Origin of the sequence: Arcobacter defluvii, assembly GCF_013201725.1 — a bacterium.
Classification (GTDB): domain Bacteria; phylum Campylobacterota; class Campylobacteria; order Campylobacterales; family Arcobacteraceae; genus Aliarcobacter; species Aliarcobacter defluvii.
On the sequence record NZ_CP053835.1, the window covers coordinates 33,679 to 52,697 of the forward strand.

23 protein-coding genes are annotated in these 19,019 nt (G+C 27.3%); 5 read left to right on the top strand and 18 right to left on the bottom strand.

Annotated elements, in window-relative coordinates; translation table 11 throughout:
- Positions 1–39: 39 nt before the first annotated feature.
- Genes nifK through nifH form a run of 4 tightly spaced genes read right to left on the bottom strand, consistent with a single transcriptional unit; the run spans position 40 to position 4,400 of the window.
- A complete protein-coding gene (gene nifK, locus ADFLV_RS00210; RefSeq protein WP_014472747.1) occupies positions 40–1,584 on the bottom strand; it encodes a nitrogenase molybdenum-iron protein subunit beta in 1,545 nt (514 codons plus the stop codon).
- Positions 1,585–1,594: 10 nt separating this feature from the next.
- Complete coding sequence (gene nifD / locus ADFLV_RS00215; protein ID WP_014472748.1) at positions 1,595–3,052, bottom strand: nitrogenase molybdenum-iron protein alpha chain; 1,458 nt, start codon at positions 3,050–3,052, stop codon at positions 1,595–1,597.
- Between the two features lie 33 nt (positions 3,053–3,085).
- A complete protein-coding gene (locus ADFLV_RS00220; RefSeq protein WP_014472749.1) occupies positions 3,086–3,445 on the bottom strand; it encodes a hypothetical protein in 360 nt (119 codons plus the stop codon).
- A 40-nt stretch (positions 3,446–3,485) separates the two neighbouring features.
- Positions 3,486–4,400 carry a nitrogenase iron protein gene (gene nifH / locus ADFLV_RS00225; protein ID WP_014472750.1) on the bottom strand — a complete coding sequence of 305 codons (915 nt, stop codon included), beginning with the start codon at positions 4,398–4,400 and terminating at the stop codon, positions 3,486–3,488.
- A gap of 320 nt (positions 4,401–4,720) precedes the next feature.
- Between nifH and ppk2 the strand changes: the two genes are divergently transcribed.
- Both ppk2 and ADFLV_RS00235 read left to right on the top strand, forming a co-directional pair.
- Positions 4,721–5,479: a polyphosphate kinase 2 gene (ppk2, locus tag ADFLV_RS00230; protein ID WP_014472751.1), complete on the top strand. Its 759-nt coding sequence runs from the start codon at positions 4,721–4,723 to the stop codon at positions 5,477–5,479.
- Positions 5,476–6,720 (top strand): MgtC/SapB family protein, encoded by a 1,245-nt coding sequence (locus ADFLV_RS00235; RefSeq protein WP_014472752.1) that lies wholly within the window; start codon positions 5,476–5,478, stop codon positions 6,718–6,720. The genes ppk2 and ADFLV_RS00235 overlap by 4 nt, the downstream gene beginning before the upstream one ends.
- 10 nt (positions 6,721–6,730) lie before the next feature.
- On the opposite strand, the gene ADFLV_RS00240 is transcribed toward ADFLV_RS00235, so the two are convergent.
- The 14 genes from ADFLV_RS00240 to nifN all read right to left on the bottom strand — a co-directional run bounded on the left by ADFLV_RS00240 (position 6,731) and on the right by nifN (position 16,265).
- Positions 6,731–8,149 carry a PAS domain-containing sensor histidine kinase gene (locus tag ADFLV_RS00240; protein WP_129011425.1) on the bottom strand — a complete coding sequence of 473 codons (1,419 nt, stop codon included), beginning with the start codon at positions 8,147–8,149 and terminating at the stop codon, positions 6,731–6,733.
- Positions 8,150–8,201: 52 nt separating this feature from the next.
- A complete protein-coding gene (locus tag ADFLV_RS00245; RefSeq protein ID WP_014472754.1) occupies positions 8,202–9,449 on the bottom strand; it encodes an RNA polymerase factor sigma-54 in 1,248 nt (415 codons plus the stop codon).
- 53 nt (positions 9,450–9,502) lie between these two features.
- Positions 9,503–9,799: a 2Fe-2S iron-sulfur cluster-binding protein gene (locus ADFLV_RS00250; protein WP_014472755.1), complete on the bottom strand. Its 297-nt coding sequence runs from the start codon at positions 9,797–9,799 to the stop codon at positions 9,503–9,505.
- 10 nt (positions 9,800–9,809) lie between these two features.
- A complete protein-coding gene (locus ADFLV_RS00255; RefSeq protein ID WP_014472756.1) occupies positions 9,810–10,154 on the bottom strand; it encodes a hypothetical protein in 345 nt (114 codons plus the stop codon).
- Positions 10,155–10,246: 92 nt separating this feature from the next.
- The gene (locus ADFLV_RS00260; RefSeq protein WP_014472757.1) at positions 10,247–10,639 is read right to left on the bottom strand and encodes a nitrogen fixation protein NifZ; all 393 of its coding nucleotides are present in this window, start codon (positions 10,637–10,639) and stop codon (positions 10,247–10,249) included.
- Positions 10,629–10,964: a nitrogenase-stabilizing/protective protein NifW gene (locus ADFLV_RS00265; protein WP_129011426.1), complete on the bottom strand. Its 336-nt coding sequence runs from the start codon at positions 10,962–10,964 to the stop codon at positions 10,629–10,631. Before ADFLV_RS00265 ends, ADFLV_RS00260 begins: the two co-directional genes overlap by 11 nt.
- An 11-nt stretch (positions 10,965–10,975) precedes the next feature.
- The gene (locus ADFLV_RS00270; protein WP_014472759.1) at positions 10,976–11,497 is read right to left on the bottom strand and encodes a flavodoxin domain-containing protein; all 522 of its coding nucleotides are present in this window, start codon (positions 11,495–11,497) and stop codon (positions 10,976–10,978) included.
- A gap of 10 nt (positions 11,498–11,507) precedes the next feature.
- On the bottom strand, positions 11,508–11,939 hold the full coding sequence (locus ADFLV_RS00275; protein WP_014472760.1) for a NifX-associated nitrogen fixation protein: 432 nt from the start codon (positions 11,937–11,939) through the stop codon (positions 11,508–11,510).
- Positions 11,939–12,334 (bottom strand): nitrogen fixation protein NifX, encoded by a 396-nt coding sequence (gene nifX, locus ADFLV_RS00280; protein WP_118915997.1) that lies wholly within the window; start codon positions 12,332–12,334, stop codon positions 11,939–11,941. The genes ADFLV_RS00275 and nifX overlap by 1 nt, the downstream gene beginning before the upstream one ends.
- Positions 12,335–12,398: 64 nt before the next feature.
- Positions 12,399–13,652 (bottom strand): nitroreductase family protein, encoded by a 1,254-nt coding sequence (locus ADFLV_RS00285; RefSeq protein ID WP_129011427.1) that lies wholly within the window; start codon positions 13,650–13,652, stop codon positions 12,399–12,401.
- The gene (locus ADFLV_RS00290; protein WP_129011428.1) at positions 13,636–14,079 is read right to left on the bottom strand and encodes an ankyrin repeat domain-containing protein; all 444 of its coding nucleotides are present in this window, start codon (positions 14,077–14,079) and stop codon (positions 13,636–13,638) included. Before ADFLV_RS00290 ends, ADFLV_RS00285 begins: the two co-directional genes overlap by 17 nt.
- Entirely contained in the window at positions 14,080–14,601 is a 522-nt protein-coding gene (locus ADFLV_RS00295; RefSeq protein ID WP_129011429.1) for a thioredoxin domain-containing protein, read from the bottom strand.
- 1 nt (position 14,602) lies between these two features.
- Positions 14,603–14,980 (bottom strand): hypothetical protein, encoded by a 378-nt coding sequence (locus tag ADFLV_RS00300; RefSeq protein WP_014472765.1) that lies wholly within the window; start codon positions 14,978–14,980, stop codon positions 14,603–14,605.
- Entirely contained in the window at positions 14,970–16,265 is a 1,296-nt protein-coding gene (nifN, locus tag ADFLV_RS00305) for a nitrogenase iron-molybdenum cofactor biosynthesis protein NifN (RefSeq protein WP_129011430.1), read from the bottom strand. Before nifN ends, ADFLV_RS00300 begins: the two co-directional genes overlap by 11 nt.
- Positions 16,266–16,490: 225 nt before the next feature.
- Between nifN and ADFLV_RS00310 the strand changes: the two genes are divergently transcribed.
- From ADFLV_RS00310 to ADFLV_RS00320, 3 genes are read left to right on the top strand one after another with little or no spacing between them, the layout of a single operon-like run.
- Positions 16,491–18,125 carry an AAA family ATPase gene (locus ADFLV_RS00310; protein ID WP_129011431.1) on the top strand — a complete coding sequence of 545 codons (1,635 nt, stop codon included), beginning with the start codon at positions 16,491–16,493 and terminating at the stop codon, positions 18,123–18,125.
- 2 nt (positions 18,126–18,127) lie between these two features.
- The gene (locus ADFLV_RS00315) at positions 18,128–18,574 is read left to right on the top strand and encodes a hypothetical protein (protein ID WP_129011432.1); all 447 of its coding nucleotides are present in this window, start codon (positions 18,128–18,130) and stop codon (positions 18,572–18,574) included.
- Positions 18,571–19,005: a hypothetical protein gene (locus ADFLV_RS00320; protein ID WP_129011433.1), complete on the top strand. Its 435-nt coding sequence runs from the start codon at positions 18,571–18,573 to the stop codon at positions 19,003–19,005. Before ADFLV_RS00315 ends, ADFLV_RS00320 begins: the two co-directional genes overlap by 4 nt.
- Positions 19,006–19,019 lie beyond the last annotated feature (14 nt).

Consider the following 19,019-nt stretch of genomic DNA (forward strand, 5'->3'; position numbering starts at 1 on the left):
AAAAAAAACTAGAAGTTATAAAAACTTCTAGTATAAAAATTATCTAACTGAATCGAAGAAATAATCTGTTTCAGCAATATTTTTTGTTTGTTCATCAAGATTATCTAAAATACTATTAGTAATCCATGTTAATAGATTAATACCACCTTCATATCCACTAATAGAATATCTATGTAAATGATGTCTATCAAAAATTGGGAATCCAATTCTGATTAATGGAGTTTTAGTATCTCTATATAACTCTTTTCCGTAAACATTTCCAATCATAAAATCAACAGGCTCAGTAAATAGTAAGCTTCTTAAATGCCATAAATCTTTTCCTGCCCAAATATTACATTCAGCAGCTCTTGGAGATTTAGATAAAATTTCTTTCATATCTTCTTCCCAACCTTTTCTTGGCGCATTGTGGCAAAGAACGTGAGTTGGAATTGCTCCCATTTCAACTAAAAATGAAACCATTCCTAATAAGAAGTCAGGATCTCCCCAGATAGCAAATTTTTTGCTGTGCATATATGGATAAGAATCTTGCATTGCATCTACTAATCTTGCTCTTTGTTGTTTTAACTCTTCAGGTACTTCTTTTCCAGTTAATTCAGCAAGTTTCATAACGAATCCATCAGTTCCACTTAAACCAATTGGGTTACAAGTTTCATATTTTTGTTTCCATTTATTTTTAATAGTTTTAGCTGTTAAAACAGTTGAATATTTTTGTAAACTGATAGTTGCACTTGCATTGATAGCTGTTTTAGCATCAGCTATTTTTGTTCCACCAGCATATAATTTATATTCTCCTGCTCCTGTATCCCATTGTTCTTCATGGTCACCAATCATAATGATTTTGTCACCGAACATTTTAGAGATTTTTTTGATCTCTTTTAATGATCCTAAATATGGTTCAAATCCAGGAATGATGTTAATTCTTTCTGCATCTACTTCTTTAGTTACACCTTCACTTAATTGCTCTAAAGTTGATTTCATCATATTATCATAACCAGTAATATGAGATCCAACAAATGAAGGAGTGTGTGCATGAGGAATTAAGATATTATCTAATTCACCTTCAGCTTCTTCTCTAGCACCTATGATAAATGCATTTAAGTCATCTCCAATAACCTCTGCCATACAAGTAGTAGATACAGCAATCATTTCAGGTTTATATAAAGCATTACAGTTTCTTAAACCATCTTTCATATTTGCTAATCCCCCAAATACCGCTGCTGATTCAGACATAGAATCTGAAACACAAGGAGTTGGTTCTTTAAAGTGTCTTGTAAAATATGTTCTAAAATACGCAACACAACCATGAGATCCATGAACGTAAGGCATAGTATTTTCAAATCCTAAAGCTACCATTACAGCACCTAAAGGTTGACAAGCTTTAGCAGGATTAACAGTGATTGCTTCTCTAGCTAAATTTTTTTCCCTATAATCCCAAGATTCAGTCCATTTTTGAATTTCTGCAACTTTTTCAGGTGATGTAGCACCAGCTGCACTTTCAAATTGTTTTTTATTTTTTAAAACTTCTTGATATTCAGGTTTTAAAAATAGTTTTTGTCCATTTACAATGTTTTCAACGTCTTGCATAGCCTTCTCCTTACGCTTCTTTTTCCCATGGAGCTTTTGTGTGGTTCCATACTGGTGAGTTAATTGCTAAATCCATGTCTCTAGCGAAAATTGCGAATGCATCATAACCATGGTATGGTCCTGAATAATCCCAAGAGTGCATTTGTCTAAATGGTAATCCCATTTTTTGGAATACATATTTCTCTTTTACTCCTGCTGCAACTAAATCAGGTCTTAATTTTTTAACGAAAGCTTCTAATTCATACTCATTTGCATCATCATAAATTAGAGTTGATCTTTCAATCTCATCTTTAGTTCTTTTATAATCATCACCGTGAGCGAACTCATAACCAGTTCCAATTACTTCCATTCCTAAATCTTCATAAGCTCCAATAACGTGTCTTGGTCTTAATCCTCCAACATAAAGCATAACTTTTTTACCTTCTAACATTGGTCTGTATTTTGCAATAACAGCGTCAGTCATAGCAGTATATTTAGCGATAACAGCTTCAGTTTTTTCTTGAATTGATTCATCAAAGAATGAAGCAATTTTTCTTAAAGACTCAGTTGTTTTTGAAGGTCCAAAGAAGTTATATTCCATCCAAGGAATGTTAAATTCTTGTTCCATATGTCTTGCAATATAGTTCATAGATCTATAGCAATGTAATAAATTTAGTTTTGCTTTTGGTGCAATTGCTAACTCTTTATAAGTAGCATCTCCTGACCATTGAGCAATAACTCTTAATCCCATTTCTTCTAAGATAATTCTTGTTGACCAAGCATCTCCACCGATGTTATAATCTCCAATAATTGATACATCATAAGGAGTTGATTCGAAATCTTTTTTATAAGAGTTATCAGGCATAATATAATCTCTAATCATATCGTTTGCAATGTGGTGACCAAGTGATTGAGAAACCCCTCTAAATCCTTCACATGAAACAGCTATAGTTTGAGTTCCTGACTCTTTTTTATAAACTTTTGCAACTGCATGAATATCATCTCCAATTAATCCAATTGGACACTCAGATTGAATAGAAATACCATTATTTAATGGGAATAATTCATCAATTTCTGCTAGTGCTTTTTTAAGTTTTTTATCTCCACCAAATACGATATCTTTCTCATTAAAATCTGTAGAGAAGTTCATAGTAACAAATGTATCAATACCAGTTGTTCCAATGTAATAATTTCTTCTACCACCTCTTGAATATTGTCCACATCCAATTGGTCCGTGAGAGATATGAATCATATCTTTAATTGGTCCCCAAACAACCCCTTTAGAACCTGCATAAGCACATCCTCTTTGAGACATAACTCCTGGAACTGTTTGTTTATTACTTTTTGTTGTATCACAAGAACCTTTTGAAGTTTCTGGTGAATCAATACCTAAATGTTTTGCTCTACTTTTTTTTACTTTCTCAGGATATGATTCAAGTACTTCAGCAAGAGCTTCTTTTTGTAGACTTTCTAATGTTTCTGGTCCCATAGTTTTCTCCTCTTTATATAAGAGTTAAGTAGCTTACGCTACTTTAACTCTGTATAGATTCATGTCATCTAATTTTTTACAAATATCTTTAGTTGAATCACCATCTACGTTTTTTGAAATTTCAGAAATTTGATATTTATTTGTGTAATAAATCATTTTGAAATCGTCTTTAGGTGCACATTCTGTGTTTGTATAATAATCAACTAAAGCTGTATGTAAAAAAGTACCAGCTGGCACAGAAAGTTCTTCTAATTTAACACCTTCTCTTGTTTCACTTGTCAAAGTTACAGTTTTCCCAGTTGCATCTATACCTTCTTGAACTTTTTCAATAACTTTGTCAAAACTTACATCATTTCCTTCACTTGCTGGGAAGTGGTATCCACATATAAACATGATTTTCTCCTTACTACTATTTATTTTTGAATTTTAATTATTAAGCTTCTTCAGCTTTTTTACCGATGTTATCTAAATCTGCTTCTTCTTCTAAACCGAATTCCATTAATAGGTTTTCTAAATCATCCATTTCTAATGGAGTTGGGATAACTTTTAAGTCATTAGCAATGATTTTTCTTGCTAATTCTTTGTATTCCATAGCTTGGTCAGATGTTGGAGCAAACTCAACAACTGTCATTCTTCTTAACTCAGCTCTTTGAACGTGGTTAGATCTTGGAACGAAGTGAATCATTTGAGTACCAATTTGCATTGCTAAGTGTTTTGCAAGGTCATACTCTTTATCTGTCATCCTAGCGTTACAAATTAATCCAGCAAGTCTTACCCCACCAGTATTTGCATATTTTAAAATACCTTTAGAAATGTTGTTAGCTGCATACATAGCCATCATTTCTCCAGACATTACGATGTAGATTTCTTGAGCTTTCCCTTCTCTAATTGGCATAGCAAATCCACCACATACAACGTCTCCAAGAACGTCATAAGAAACGAAATCTAATTCATCATCATAAGCACCTTCTTCTTCTAAGAAGTTAATAGCTGTAATAACTCCTCTTCCTGCACATCCAACACCTGGCTCTGGACCTCCAGACTCAGTACAATTGATGTAACCTTCAGTTATTTCATTGTTATCGTAGTGGAATTCACCAGCACCTGGTTTACATACATCTTCTAATTCTAAATCTTCAACTGTTCCAGCTTCAGAAGCTAATTGCATAATTGTAGATTGTGCTTTTTCATGTAAGATTAATCTTGTTGAATCTGCTTTTGGGTCACATCCAACGATTAATATTTTTTGACCATAATAATGACACATAGCTGCTAATGTGTTTTGAGATGTAGTAGATTTACCAATCCCACCTTTTCCGTAAAACGCGATTTGTCTTAATGCTGACATTTTATCTCCTTTGATTTTTATGTTTACGAAATTGGTAATTGCACTTTGTGTTCCACAGAAAGTTTTTTTTTGAAATTTTTTTTGAAATTTTTAGAAAGCCCTAAAATAGGAACTTCTTAAGAAAAATATTTTCTGAATATTCTTTTTTGGAGTTTTTTTATCCTATTTTATTAGAACAAAATTTGTAAATAATTTTGTAAATTTAAAAATAAAGAATAGATTTTTTGGCAAAAAAATAATAAAGTCTTTAATATTTAAATGTAATTCAAATAGATTAAATGTATACTATTTTTTAAATCTCATTACAAAAAGAGTTTAAAATGAAAATAAAAGAATATAAAAAAGAGTTATATGATTTACAAGTTGAGCTTGTAAAGTTTCAAAAAGAGGTAATTGAGAAAAAATTACAAGTGTGTATTATCTTTGAAGGAAGAGATACAGCAGGTAAAGATGGAATTATAAAAAGATTTTTACAACATTTAAGTCCAAGAGAAGTAAGAACTGTAGCACTTAATAAACCTAGTGATAAAGATCATATGTCTTGGTATTTTCAAAGATATGTTCATTTTTTACCTTCAAAGCAAGAGATTATTTTATTTAATAGAAGTTGGTATAATCGTGCAGGAGTTGAAAAAGTTATGAACTTTTGTACTCAAAAGGAGTTAAAATCTTTTTTTGAAGAGGTTGGAAGTTTCGAACAAATGCTAACTCATTCAGGTGTGATATTTTTTAAATATTATCTTGATATATCAAAAGATGAACAAAAAGAAAGATTAAAAGATAGAAAAACAAATCCACTAAAACAGTGGAAAGTAAGTCCTATAGATAATAAAGCTCAAGAGTATTGGGATGAATATTCAAAAGCAAGGGATGAGATGTTTATTAGAACTTCTTTTAGTTTTGCTCCTTGGTATGTAGTTAATGCAGATAATAAGAAAAAAGCTAGATTAAATGTGATAAAACATTTTTTGTCAAATATGGATTATGATAAAAAGAATGAAAAACTTTTAGCTTTTAGTGGTGATATTGTTTGTAAGTTCGATCCTATTTGTTATGAAAAAGGATTAATTAAAAAATGATAATAGATTCACTTTTTACACATTTAATTTTTACAATTTTGTTTAGTTTTTTGATAGGTTTAGAAATAAGAGCTTATAAATTAAAATTCCATCCCACAGATAAGGAGTTTTTTGGAACAGCAAGAACTTACACTTTTGTAGGAATATTAGGTTTTATTTTTTATAAAATAGAACCCGTTAATTTTTCAATTTATATCGCTGGATTTATTGGAATTACTCTTTTATTTTCACTTTTTTATAATAGATTATTGGATGAAAGAAAACATAGTATTGTTTTATATTTAGTTTTATTGATAGTTTATAGTTTTGGTCCTTTGTCAAATCTTTTCCCTTTATGGCTAACTTCTTTAGTTTTTGTATTAACTATATTTTTATTAAATGCAAAGAATAAAATATTAAGTTTTAATATGAATATAAATATTTATGAATTTGAAACTTTAGGTAAAATGATTTTGCTTTCAGCAGTTGTTCTTCCTTTACTTCCAGAAGACAAACTAATTCCTTATTTGGGAATTTCACTTTATAAAATTTGGTTAACTGTAGTTGTAATTTCTGGAATTTCTTATACTGGATATTTAGTTCAAAAATATCTTTTCCCTTCAAAAGGAATTTTTCTTACAGGTTTGATAGGTGGAAGTTATTCTTCAACAGCAACAACTGTTGTATTATCAAAAAAAGCACAAACTTTAGATAAAAATCATATTATTACAGCTTCAATAATAGCTGCAACATCTATGATGTATATTAGAATACTTATAATTTCATATATTTTCAATTTTGAAGTTGCAAAAACAATTTTGTTACCTTTTTTATGTTTCATAGTTTTAACTGCTGTAATTACATTCATTTATTACAAAAGAGCATCAAAATCAATTAATAATATTGAAATGAAAGACTCAAATCCTTTAGAATTAGGAACAGCATTTATTTTTGCATTTTTATTTATTATTACTATGTTAATTACAAATTTTGTTGTTGAAAATTATGGAACAAGTGGATTACAATTTTTATCTACAATTATTGGATTTACTGATATTGATCCATTTATTTTGTCTTTATTAACTGGAAAATATACAATTGAGTCATCTCATATTGCATCAGCAATAATCATATCTTCTGGTAGCAATAATATTTTAAAAGCAATTTATACTTTTTGGTTTGGAAAAGATAAAACATATACAAGTTTTATTTTGCTACTAATTTTAGGAATTTTAACAATAGCAGTAGGATTTCTTTTATAGAACTCCTACTTTAAAAAGTTATAGAAACAATAAAACCTTTATATTCTTCATTATCAAATTTTATATGACAATTATCAAAAGAGAATAAATATTTATGCATTTCTACTATTATTTTATAACTATTTGTTAATCCCAATCCTGTACCTTGACTTTGATGTTTAGTTGTAAAATATGGTTCAAGTATTTTAGGAAGTATATCTTCATCAACTCCTCCTGCATTATCTTGGATTTTTAGAGTAATATGGTTATCTATATTTTCAGTTTTTATTAGAATAATTCTATTATCAATATTTTTTTCAATAAAAGCTTCAATTGAATTATTTAAAATGTTTTTTATTGCTTCAGAGAATCTAAATTTATCTATATATACTTTATTATCAATTTTATAATCAGTAATAATTTTTATATGATTTTTGTTCAAAAGATTTTTCATATCATGCAAGATTTCGTTCATTAATTGGCAAAGGCTATAAGATTTTTCAAGATTCTCAAAAGCCATATCATCAAAATTATTAATTATATTTGATAAATAATTTGTAATTTCTACAATTTTGCTCATATCATTATCTAAATTTGAAACATCATATAATTTTAATTCATTTTGTAGTTTTATTCCACTTGCAATAATTGAAATTGTACTTAATGGCTGTTTCCATTGATGTGAAATATTTTGAATTAATTCATTTAAAGATTTAAATTTTTTCTCCAAATCAATAAGTTTTAAAAGAGTGAAATCTTTAATAATTAATAAAATCTCTTTTTGATTTGGCATCAAATTCATTGTAATATAAGTAATCATTGATTTTTCATATTTTGTAATAAAGGTAGTTTCAAAGTTTTCTATATATTTTTTTTTAATTACTTGCGGTAGTAGTTCTTTTATTTTTTCTTTGTTTTCTTGATGGAATAAATCAAAAACCGGAATATTAATAAGTTCATTGTAACTATATTCACTCAATTGTTTAAATGAATCATTAAATCTTATAAACTTTCCATCTAAATCAATAGTTGCAATTCCATCTTTTGAGCTATAGAATATTGTCTCAAACTCTTGTTCAATTTTTTGTTCTTTTCCTAAATTAATAACTGTTATATATAACAAAATAGATTCTACATTTAATTCAATTCTTTTACTTTTGATTAAAACATCTAATGCTTTTCCATCTTTTGTTTTATGTTTTGTTTTAAATCTATCCCAACCTTTTTCCAAAATATTTTTTTGTCTTTTCTTCATTTCTTCAGGTGTCAGAAATTCTAAAGTTAAATCTTTTGGAGTGATTTCTTTGAACTCTTCTTTTGTATAGTTATATAATTCTAAAGCTTTTTGGTTAAATAAAATAAATTTTTGTGTTTTTAAATCAAGAACTAAAATGGCATCAAGAGATTCATTAAATAAAGTTGATAACAAAGTTTGTTGTTGAATGTTCATAGAAGTCCTTTCTATATAATCGTCATTATATAGAAATAAAATAGCAATAATCTTACAAATTCTCAACTTTGTAGAGTTTTTTTCTCTCTTTAGATGAAGGTATATCTAATATTTTTCTATATTTTGTGATAGTTCGTCTTACCATTTTTAGAGAAAATTTTTCTTCAATATACTCCAAAATAGCTTCGTCAGTCAAAGGTTCGTCTTTATTCTCATAATCAACTAAACTTTTTATATAGCTTTTTATTTGTGAAGATGATAAATCTTTATCAACAGCATTTGTAAAGAAATATTTTAATGGGAAAATTCCTAAGTTACACTCTATATATTTATTTGAAACAGCTCTACTTATAGTTGATTCTGCAAATCCTAATTCTGCGGCTATTTCTTGCATAGAAAATGGTTTAAGTTCTCCTCCAACAAAAAATGAGATTTGTTTTTCTACAATAATTAAAACGATTTTATATAAAGTTGCTTTTCTAAGGTTTAATAAATTTACTAAATCTTTTGCTTCTTTTAGTTTCTCTTTTATATTTTCGTTTTTTGTATTAAAAGGATTTTTTACTTTTATATCTGGATAATAAGAGTTGTTTATTTTTATCTCAATATCTTCATTAATCTCAACAAAAAAATCAGGTATAACTTGAACATTGTCATTTATATAATCAATAGCTGGAGGGTTGTTGAAATATTTAATAATATCTTTTGCATCATTAAATCTGTGATGTGCAGCATATTTATCAATATGTGTTATATCTTTTATAATTTTTTTAGTGAAATTATATAATTCATCATCAATACTTCTATCAATTGAATCAAGCTGAAATAAAAATGATTCTTCAAGATTAAGTGCCCCAACTCCACTTGGTTCTAGCCTTGAAAATCTTTGTCTAATTGATTCAACATACTCTTTATAAACATTACAAGTTATAGCAATTTTTTCTATATCTCCATCAAAATAACCATTTTCATCTATATCACACAAAATTTCAAGTGCAACTTTTTTTGAATTTGGTGTAGGGAAAAGCGTATCATCTTCTATTTGTTCACTTAATTTATCATTTAAAGATTTTGCATAAAAAGCAAGTGATTCAATAAATTCACCACTTGTTCCATTTGATGTAAAATTATTATAAAACTCTTTTGGTTTTTTAACTTCCAAAAATGGATTTTCATAAGATAAATTAGTAAGATATGATTCTAAATCTTGTATTGATGTTTGTAGCATTGGTAGCCACAATTTCAATGATAAATTTAAATTCTGTTTTTGAGAAGTTGATATAGATAATGTTTGTGCCATAATTTTATTATGCCCAAATTCAAAAAGAATTTGGACTTTCCTTCGTATATTTTTTAATACTTAATTCTAACTACACCGTTTGGTTTAATTATTTTCATTTGACAAGATAATCTAGCTTTTTCAGTGTTTGTTCCAGCACCTGCTTCTGCGATTACTTTTTTCTCTTTTTCATTTATTTCAGAAATAAATTCCATACCTTGTTCAATTGAAACTAAACATGTACCACATTGTCCATCTCTACAACCAAATGGTAAAGCTGAACCTGATGCTTCTACTACATCTTGAATTGTACTTCCAGGTTTTACGTTGATTGCTAAAAAGTCATTTACGATTTCTACTCTTGTTGTCATTTTATATTCCTTATTTTAATTTGAATGGTTTTACTAAAATATCACCTTTGATTAACATCATTGGTGCAATTCTGATTTTTGGGCTTATTGTGAATTGTTGACATTGATCAGCTTCTTTTTGACTGATTGCTCCAAGTTTAACTAAGATGTCTAACTCTTCATCTTCCATGTAGCTAGTTGGCTCTTCATTACTTAAATTTTCAACACAAATTAAACAATTAGAATAATCACCATCAACTGCAAATGGAATTGGAATATTCTTTTCCTTTGCTAACCTAACAATAGGCTCTCCTATTTTTCCCTCATACACTCCGTCAGTTTCCATGTCAAAATGCATAAAAATTACTTTTGCCATATTTTCCTCCTACTTTTTTTAGACTTGTATAAAATTTACCAAGCCAAGTGATAAGATTCATTAAATCCTTTCATTTGACTTGAGTAAAAATACTATTTTGAATAGTATTTTTCTCTATGTTTTTTCATAAACTCTAATTCTTCTTGAACTTCATCCCTATAATCTTCCATTGCAAGTAGTTCATGTTCCCTACAACCTACAACTTCAATAAGTGCATTTACATCTAAAAAATGAACTTCATAAACTCTAATTACTTGTAAAAATTCTCCAATAGATTTGATGTAACCAATAGCACCTTTTTGAACCATTATGGCTCCAATTGGTGCATGTGGATATGTTCCATCATTTTTTATATCTTCAAGAAGTTGCACTTTTTGCCCTATTCCAAATTTTGCAACTTCTTCATCTCTTCCTGAACGGTTAGCCGTTACACTATCGTGCAAAAAAGTGTTTGCATCAACGATTTGTTTATGATCAACAGCCACAACTTCCTCCTGTAGATGATGAACTTGAACCACAAGAAGAACAACCTTCTAGTTTTCCAGTTTCATACATATTCCAAACTTCAGCTGCACTTGGTGCATGACCATTTTTATAGTCACCATATACTCTTAGTAAAGAAAATTTTAGAAATTCTAAAAGTTTATTTTCTTCTGCAATTGACTCTAAACCTTTTTTTATTAGACTTCCATACTCTTTCATCATATGAAATCTTTTTATATTTATTAACTTTTGATCAAATTCAATACCAAAAAAGTTAAAAAAATCTTCCGTATCTCTTAATTTATAAAATTCTTCTACAGTTCCCATAATTCATCCTTTTATAGGTCTAATTCACCTTTTAATTGTTCTATCCAATTTTTGATTCTTTCTTTAGTTTTACCTTTTTCATTGTGGTCATCAATAGCCAAACCACATAATTTTCCATCCATTTCAGCCAAAGAAAACTCATATTTATAATCATCTTTATCCACAAATCCAACAGCTGTTGCTCCTAAATCTGTAAAAGTTTTATATAACTTCCCTAATGCTGAACAGAATTGTTCACCATGTTTTACACTATCACCTGCTCCAAAGAAAGCAACTGTTTTTCCAGAAAGGTCTGGTTTTTCATCTTCTAGTTCTAATTGAACATCAACCCATGAGAAATGTACATCTCCTTGTCCCCATGTAGAACTTCCTATGAATAAGATATCGTAGTCTTCAAATTGTTCGATGCTATCAAAATCTTCTTCCATATTTATTACGTCATCTTCATCTATATCAAACTCTTTAGCTAAAGCTTTAGCTACTTTCATAGATGTACCACCTGCAGTTCCACAAAATATTCCCATTTTCGACATTTCTCAATCCTTATACGTTTTTATATTTATTGTAAGTTTCTTGCGCATTTGTAAGGTATTTTTCACCCTCTTTTTCTAAATCCTCATAAGCTCTAAATGAGAATCTATGTGCATCTTTAAAGAACTTTTCACAAATAACGATTTTATCTGTGAAAACAACAACTCTTCCAAAACCTTCGTGACTCATTTCCATAACAACAGAACACATAATTCCTGTTAGTTTTTCAAAAGCAAGTGCAACAGCTTGATAGATAAGTCTTATATCTTTGATTTGCATTTCATCAATATCAGCAATAATAGGGATATTTTTCAAATCCTCTTTTGTTTTGATATATTTCTCTTCTATTAAGTCTTTATCACTTTTATTTGCCCAAGTTCCAAACTGGTCTAAGGCTCTGATTTGACCGATTAATGTATCAATAAATAGTTTTTTAGCGTCCATTATGCAGCCTTTTTTTCAATGATTTTTTTAATAAACGGAGGTGGATTTGTATTTAGCATAGTTGTTAGTTTTTTTATTTCTTCTTCAATTGAAACACTCTCCTTATATTTGATAGGAAAGATTCCACTATTAATAATCTTTGCAGCAGCAATTGCTCCAATATTTGTAAAATAAACAATATCAATATCTTTTAAAAGTTCAACAGTTTTATCTGTATCTTTATCTTCAATTTTTATGATTTCGCAAACGTTAGTAAGGTCTTTCCCTATTTCATAAACAGCGAATTGCTTAGCACTTCCAAAATGTGAATCAATATTTTCTAAATCGCTAGTTGCAAATGCAACTTTTAGATTACCAGTTGACGGTTCATTTGATTTTATTTTTATGCTTTTCATGTTATATCCTAAAAGTTATATATAAAGACCTATATGCAATTAGTGTTCCACAACTTTTTTTGTTTTATTTTCCTATTGCAAAAAGATAAAATATATTATTTTCAGTTTCAAGAAATTCTTTAGAAATATCGTCAAAATAGGCACCTAAGCCACTACATGAAATATTTAAGTGTGTTGAGCGTAGATATAAAATTTGTGAAATAAATCCTGTTAAGATATATAAATAAAAATATTCTTCACTATTTTTTGCTGTAAAAAATAGAGTTATTGCACTATCACCTGAAAGTTTTTGATTTAAAGCTAATTTAGTTGCAATTTCTTTAAAATCGCCCTCTTTTTGTAAATTCACATTTTTGTAAAGACCTTTTTTCATATCTTTTACATTGTTATTTATAAAATAAATCTCTATTTCATATTTTTGTGCAAATTCAAAAATATTTTTTGTAATAAATAAAAAATCATCTTTAGAAATTTCTTCTTTTTTAAAAGCTCTAATTGAACGGCGATTATTTATAGCTTCTTGTAAATCTTCTTTTTTTAAATCATTTAATAAATTTATATTTGAAACAATAGGAAAAAAGTCTTTTTGTGCTTCTATATAAAACTCTTCAATAAAATTTTCTTTTAACTGATAATCACAAGCACTTACATTTACTATTGGAGTTCTTAACTTTTTACACTCAAGTTCTTTATGAATTTGAGTAAATACAGAAGTATAAAATGATTCAAATTTATCAAATGAAAAATCCTCATTTAAAGAGTTTTTATCAAAATTAAAATCTATGTTAAAAGGTATTTTTTCAAGCTCTAAAGCAGCATAAATAGAACCCAAAAGATGACCAGTATCAAGTAAAATATATCTTATGGCTCTTTTTTCATACTTCCAATCAGACCTAAAATAGGCATTACTTATTAAGAATATGATTTTTTTTTGAAATTTATCTTCAAAATAGTATTCAACTCCATCATTACTTAATTCATGGATTAAAGTGATTTTGTTTTCTATTGCTTCATAGTGATAAATTCCATTTACTAAAGATTTTATTCCTCGAAGTTGGATATAAATTTCACTTGGATATAAACCTCCAGCACTTGGATTTGCTCTTAAATCAACTTTTACATTTCCATAGGTTTTAGATGCTGTAATTTTTCCAATATTTTTAATAAATTTTAATTCTTCAAAATCATCTAGATTAAAAGATAAAAAAAATGAAGGATAAGATTTATAGGCTCTTGGTTGAGTCCTATAATCTATAAAATTTGAGCCAGTTAAATACTTTTTAGCATTAATATCAGTTTTATCATGAAACTTTTGCATTTTTTAATAGTTTCACAATTTTTGGAGTAACCGCTAAATCAATAGCTTTAAATCCATCTAAACTTTCAAATTCTGTTTTTGCACCATGTTTTAAAAGAAGTTCAACAAAATCATCTTTTCCTGCACTTGCACAATACATTAATGCAGTTACATTATTTACATTTTGTGAATCTATATCAATCCCTGCTTTGATAACAGCTTCAAAACATTCATAAGAGTTTGCAAAACATGAGTTCCAAAGTGCAGAATTTCCATCTACATTTTTCATGTTTAATTCAACATCCATAGATAAAAGTTCATTTACTAAATCAATTTTTCCTTCACGACATGCTTTCATAAGTGCAGAGTTTCCATACTTTCCAGCACTATTTAGGTTAGTTAAATCATAATCATTTTCTTCTAACCAATTTTTTAATTTAGTTGTCATTTAAACACCCATCCAATTTTCGTGAGTGTGACCTTTTGGTTTAAAGTTAACAACTTCATTTAGTGTGATTGAAAAATCTTCCATTTTAAATTCATCTTCTAAATCTGTTGGAATCTCTTTATATTTTATAACACCCTCTTTATCAATTACGAAAATCGAGTTCGCAACCATAGAATCATCTATATTTACTCCAAATTTATTTGAAAAATCAACAAAGTCATTTGAAATAAACTCTCTATCTAAAGCATACTTTTCTGCAATGTCTTCAATTATTTCTTGACTACTTGAAGTGATGATATAAGGAAAAACTTTTCTTTTTGTTGTATTAATTATTTGATGTAAATCAGAGTTATATTTACTTACATCATTTAAAGTTATCATAACTTGAACAGAAGGTGCCATCAAACCAATAACTTTAACTTCATCATTTAGCATTTTTACTCTAACAGCAGGTGCTTCACCTTCAACTTTTCTCTCTTTTTTACCTAATGTATATTTATTATTTTTAAATGTAATTTCCATATTATAAAATTTCCTTGTGTATTATTTGACAATCTTTATTTATCATTATTAATGATTTTATTAAATTGTTTTTTTCATCATTTAGATTAAACTGTTTTGCAAATGATTTAAAGTCATTTGAAATAAATGATTCATTTAATTCATATTTCTCTATAAGCTCTTTTATTTCATTTTGTGAACTTGAAGTTATAATAAAACACTCAATTTTGTCTTTTGAAAAGTTTATGCTCTCTTTTAATTTATCGTTAAACTCCAATATATTTGGAAGAATAACAATCACTTGAGCCTGTAATTTTGGAAGACCAAGTAGCTTTGTACTCTCATTTAACATTTTTATTGATGTAAATGGAACTATTGGAAGATTTGGATTAATGCTCATGACTCTCTCCTAGTTTATAGTGATTTATCAAATTTGCTAATTCAAAAAGTACATAAGTACTTCCTTCATATAAAACATCATTTTTTAGTTGATTTCCTAATCCTTCAAAATCTGGGAAACCTCTTAGCATCAAGGCTTTTTTATGTTTTATAGTAAGTCTTTCTCCATGAAAGTTTGAAATTAATACATCACTTTCTTGCAAAAATGATTCCACATCTTCAAAATCTCCAATTAAAAGATTTTCACATGGGATTTCATCTAATAGGTCATTTCTGTGAGTAGTTACAATCGCTTTTATTGTAGCTCCTGCTTCTATTATTGTATTTGCAACACTGATTGCTTGGTCTGGTTCAAGAGCAATTACTACTTTTGAACTACCTATTGCAAAGTGTGTATCTAAAAGGGCATCTTGTAATCTTTTTCTCCATCTAACAATTGATGGATGTGGTTGAGAGATATTTTTTAAGTTGCATAAAGCTTTATAAAAATTATCACTTTGTTCTAATCCACCTAAACTATCAAAATGAAATAGATTTAGATTTGTATTTTTTTCAAGCATTTTTTGTCCACATTTTTGAACGCTTTGTCCAATAGTAATTACTAAATGTGAAGTTGCCAATTTTTTAATATCTTCAACACTTATTCCTCCACTACTTAAAGCTCCTTGTTTTAAACCTAAGTGACCATCAAGTGATTCACTCAAATCTGGAAGTGCAAAAACTTCATATCCAAAAAGAGAAATAGTATCTTTGATTTTTTCTATTTCTATTGGTTTTAGATTTACATTTGGGATAATTAGTGCTTTATTTGTATCTATTTCAGAATCTTTTTCAACAAGTTGCTCAATAGTTGCTTCAACTGCTTTTGCAAAACCACTCTCAATTGAGCCTTCAAAATCAGGTGTATTTACGTAAACCATTAGTTGTTGGTCTTTTACAAGTAAAGTTGCACCTTTTATATCATCACCTTTTGTTTCAGTAAGTCCAGTTGTAAAAAGACCAACTAAATCAGGTTTTACTTTTTTAGTAATATTTTTAATACTTTCACTAATAGCATAATCTCCACCATCAATAACAGCAGTTATATCATTTACAGCTGTTGTTTGAACAGCAATTGGGTCATTAAAGTGTCTAGTGAAAAATACTTTTGTAAATGAAGCACAACCCTGAGCTCCATGCATCAAAGGCATACAGTTTTTAATTCCTAAAAAGAAGAGCATCGCTCCCATTGGCTGCGATAGTTTAATAGGGTTTAGTTGTAAAGGTTTTTTACTAATAGCTTCCATGGAATTTCCTAGGTTTTTTTTAAAAACTTGCAAGAAGTGTTCCTTGATAATACATAATTATTTTATGAATAAACGAAGTGAAATCTAATACAATTATGTTCTTATTTGATTATATTTATAATTTATAAATTTCTAGGATATTGATTAATAAGTAATAAATTGAGTCATTTGAGAGTTATTTTTTAGTTATAATCTTGAAAATTAAAATTCATAAAGGTATTTATTATGATTAATAAAATTGGATTTAAAAATTATAAAGCATTTAAAGAAGCTGATATTGAATTAAAACCAATAACAATACTCCTTGGTTCAAATAGTGTAGGTAAAAGTAGTATTATAAAATTACTTTTAATGATTTCTCAAAATATAAATTCTAATATAGTTCCAAAGAATATACTATCTATTAATGGAGAAGTAGTTCAATTTGGTTCATTTGAAAACTTATTGCATAAAAGAAATTTACAACATTCTTTAGAAATAAGTTTTGATTTAGAGAATATAAATTTTGATATTTATTTTAATGATTTGAAAAATAAAATAAATGTTATAGTCAGAAATTTAAAAAAAACATATTTTTTGTGTACAAAAGGACTTAATAATTATCAAGAATATTTTAATGAAATAGATAGAGAAGAAAGAGAAGAAAATATTAATAATTTATTAAATACTTTAAATAGTTATAAATTAAGAATTAATAATATTAGTAAAAGAGAAACGAAAGTAGAAAATCAAAATAATTTAATAGCAAAATTCATATCAATATATTTTGATCAAAATGAAGAAAATATTTATTCTTTTTTCCAAAAAAAAGATGGTTTATTATATTTTGATACAAAAGTTTTAAGACATACTTATGATTTTTTGTCAAATTTATCTAAACATCAATCAAAAAATATAAAACTTATTTATAGTTTTAAATTATCAAAAAATAAAAAAGATATTAAAATTGTAAATTTTGAATTAAAATCTGAAGAAGATATATTATTTAAATATGAAAAAGATTCTTTAAAGAATAAAATTTCAAGTATATATATTGAAGATAATATTGCTAAATTATATGCTAGTAAATTTAATAAATTAGTAAGTCTGAATCAATTCCAAGTATTTAAGATTTTAAGAACAGAAGATAATTTTTTTATTGATACTCTAATTAAAATTTTCCAAAATATTTCAAAACAAATTCATTCAAGTTTTAGTTATGAGAATATAAATTATGTTGACCCTCTTAGAGCCTATCCAAGAAGATATTATTTTTTAGATGAAATAAATAATACTTCTGCATTAAATAAAATTGATGGCGAAAGTATGGCTAAAATTTTGAAAGAAAACGCACCATTAAAAAGAAGTGTAAATAAGTGGATTCAGAAATTTAATTTAAGAGTTAATATAGAACAATTAAAAGATACTATTCATAATATTAAAATTAATCAAAATAGTTTAAGTTTAGATATTACAGATGTTGGTTTTGGTATATCTCAAATACTTCCAATTATTACACAAGGATTTTTTGCGAAAAATGGTTCTACTACAATAATTGAACAACCAGAAATACATCTTCATCCTAAAATGCAAGCTGATTTAGCTGATTTATTTATCGAAATGACAAACGATAAAAATAAAAAAAAGTTTTTAATTGAAACTCATAGCGAATATATGTTGAAAAGATTACGAAGAAGAATTGCTGAAGGAAAAATATCAAATGATGATGTAGCAATATATTCTCTATCTTACGATAATGATAATAGTAGAGCAGAAATAGAAAAGATTGGAATTTCTGAATCAGGAGCTTTTAATTGGCCTAAAGATTTTCTTGATACAGAGTTAGAAGATACTATAGAATTTATGAAACTTCAAGGTTAAAAATGGATATTACTATTTGTAAAAGTTTTATTGAGAATTCTCATTATAATAGAAATACTGCTGTGTTATTTAGTTTCGCAGGACAAAATAATAATCGAGTTGTTATCAATAATAAAATATTAGAAATATATAAAGGAATAGATATTTCAATTATTAAAGAATGGATACTACTAATGGATGCAGTTGGTTTTTGGAAAAAAATTGATGTAGAAGAAACATGTATTGAAAATATTTTTCCTAATACTTGTAAAGCATCTAAGCATAAAATACTTTTTGTTTCAGATTATGAAGAATATGATGATAATTTATGTTTAGATATAAGTGTTTTAAATTCTTTAGATGCGGAACATCTTTTATCTTCTCGTAATCAAACAATTAATGTACTAGGAGAGAGAGCACAAGTTACAACGGGTGATGGTTCAGATATTAATTCAAGGAGTTTATTATGAGAGAACAAGATATTAAAATAACAGGAGAGAACGCACAAGTTACAACGGGTGATGGTTCTCATATCTATAATAATTTAAATAAGACTCAAATAAATTGGTTTTTTTTATCTTTTTTAATTGCTTTAATAGTATGTTTAACGAGTATATATTTTTTTAATTCTTTAAAAATAGGATTAGTAATTGGAATATTCTCATTCATATTTATATTTTTTTTAAATCCTAAGAGAAGATTCTTTAGGATGGGCTGGTTGACTATCGGAATATCATCTTCTTTATTTTCTTTGAATTTTATTAGTTTAGAGATACCTAGAAATGAATATATTTTTGGTAAACTCCAAATTGGTTCTAGTGAATATAGTACAAATTTAGCAATTTTATTGTTATTTTTGAGTGCTTGGTTATTTTATTTAGATAGTAAAGAAAAGAATTAACTATATTTTTATAG

Bases quoted from the DNA above. Each gene is read 5' to 3' on its own strand.
- nifK (WP_014472747.1), bottom strand. From the start codon at position 1,584: ATGCAAGACGTTGAAAACATTGTAAATGGACAAAAACTATTTTTAAAA.
- nifD (WP_014472748.1), bottom strand. From the start codon at position 3,052: ATGGGACCAGAAACATTAGAAAGTCTACAAAAAGAAGCTCTTGCTGAA.
- ADFLV_RS00220 (WP_014472749.1), bottom strand. From the start codon at position 3,445: ATGTTTATATGTGGATACCACTTCCCAGCAAGTGAAGGAAATGATGTA.
- nifH (WP_014472750.1), bottom strand. From the start codon at position 4,400: ATGTCAGCATTAAGACAAATCGCGTTTTACGGAAAAGGTGGGATTGGT.
- ppk2 (WP_014472751.1), top strand. From the start codon at position 4,721: ATGAAAATAAAAGAATATAAAAAAGAGTTATATGATTTACAAGTTGAG.
- ADFLV_RS00235 (WP_014472752.1), top strand. From the start codon at position 5,476: ATGATAATAGATTCACTTTTTACACATTTAATTTTTACAATTTTGTTT.
- ADFLV_RS00240 (WP_129011425.1), bottom strand. From the start codon at position 8,149: ATGAACATTCAACAACAAACTTTGTTATCAACTTTATTTAATGAATCT.
- ADFLV_RS00245 (WP_014472754.1), bottom strand. From the start codon at position 9,449: ATGGCACAAACATTATCTATATCAACTTCTCAAAAACAGAATTTAAAT.
- ADFLV_RS00250 (WP_014472755.1), bottom strand. From the start codon at position 9,799: ATGACAACAAGAGTAGAAATCGTAAATGACTTTTTAGCAATCAACGTA.
- ADFLV_RS00255 (WP_014472756.1), bottom strand. From the start codon at position 10,154: ATGGCAAAAGTAATTTTTATGCATTTTGACATGGAAACTGACGGAGTG.
- ADFLV_RS00265 (WP_129011426.1), bottom strand. From the start codon at position 10,964: ATGGGAACTGTAGAAGAATTTTATAAATTAAGAGATACGGAAGATTTT.
- ADFLV_RS00270 (WP_014472759.1), bottom strand. From the start codon at position 11,497: ATGTCGAAAATGGGAATATTTTGTGGAACTGCAGGTGGTACATCTATG.
- ADFLV_RS00275 (WP_014472760.1), bottom strand. From the start codon at position 11,939: ATGGACGCTAAAAAACTATTTATTGATACATTAATCGGTCAAATCAGA.
- nifX (WP_118915997.1), bottom strand. From the start codon at position 12,334: ATGAAAAGCATAAAAATAAAATCAAATGAACCGTCAACTGGTAATCTA.
- ADFLV_RS00285 (WP_129011427.1), bottom strand. From the start codon at position 13,652: ATGCAAAAGTTTCATGATAAAACTGATATTAATGCTAAAAAGTATTTA.
- ADFLV_RS00290 (WP_129011428.1), bottom strand. From the start codon at position 14,079: ATGACAACTAAATTAAAAAATTGGTTAGAAGAAAATGATTATGATTTA.
- ADFLV_RS00295 (WP_129011429.1), bottom strand. From the start codon at position 14,601: ATGGAAATTACATTTAAAAATAATAAATATACATTAGGTAAAAAAGAG.
- ADFLV_RS00300 (WP_014472765.1), bottom strand. From the start codon at position 14,980: ATGAGCATTAATCCAAATCTTCCAATAGTTCCATTTACATCAATAAAA.
- nifN (WP_129011430.1), bottom strand. From the start codon at position 16,265: ATGGAAGCTATTAGTAAAAAACCTTTACAACTAAACCCTATTAAACTA.
- ADFLV_RS00310 (WP_129011431.1), top strand. From the start codon at position 16,491: ATGATTAATAAAATTGGATTTAAAAATTATAAAGCATTTAAAGAAGCT.
- ADFLV_RS00315 (WP_129011432.1), top strand. From the start codon at position 18,128: ATGGATATTACTATTTGTAAAAGTTTTATTGAGAATTCTCATTATAAT.
- ADFLV_RS00320 (WP_129011433.1), top strand. From the start codon at position 18,571: ATGAGAGAACAAGATATTAAAATAACAGGAGAGAACGCACAAGTTACA.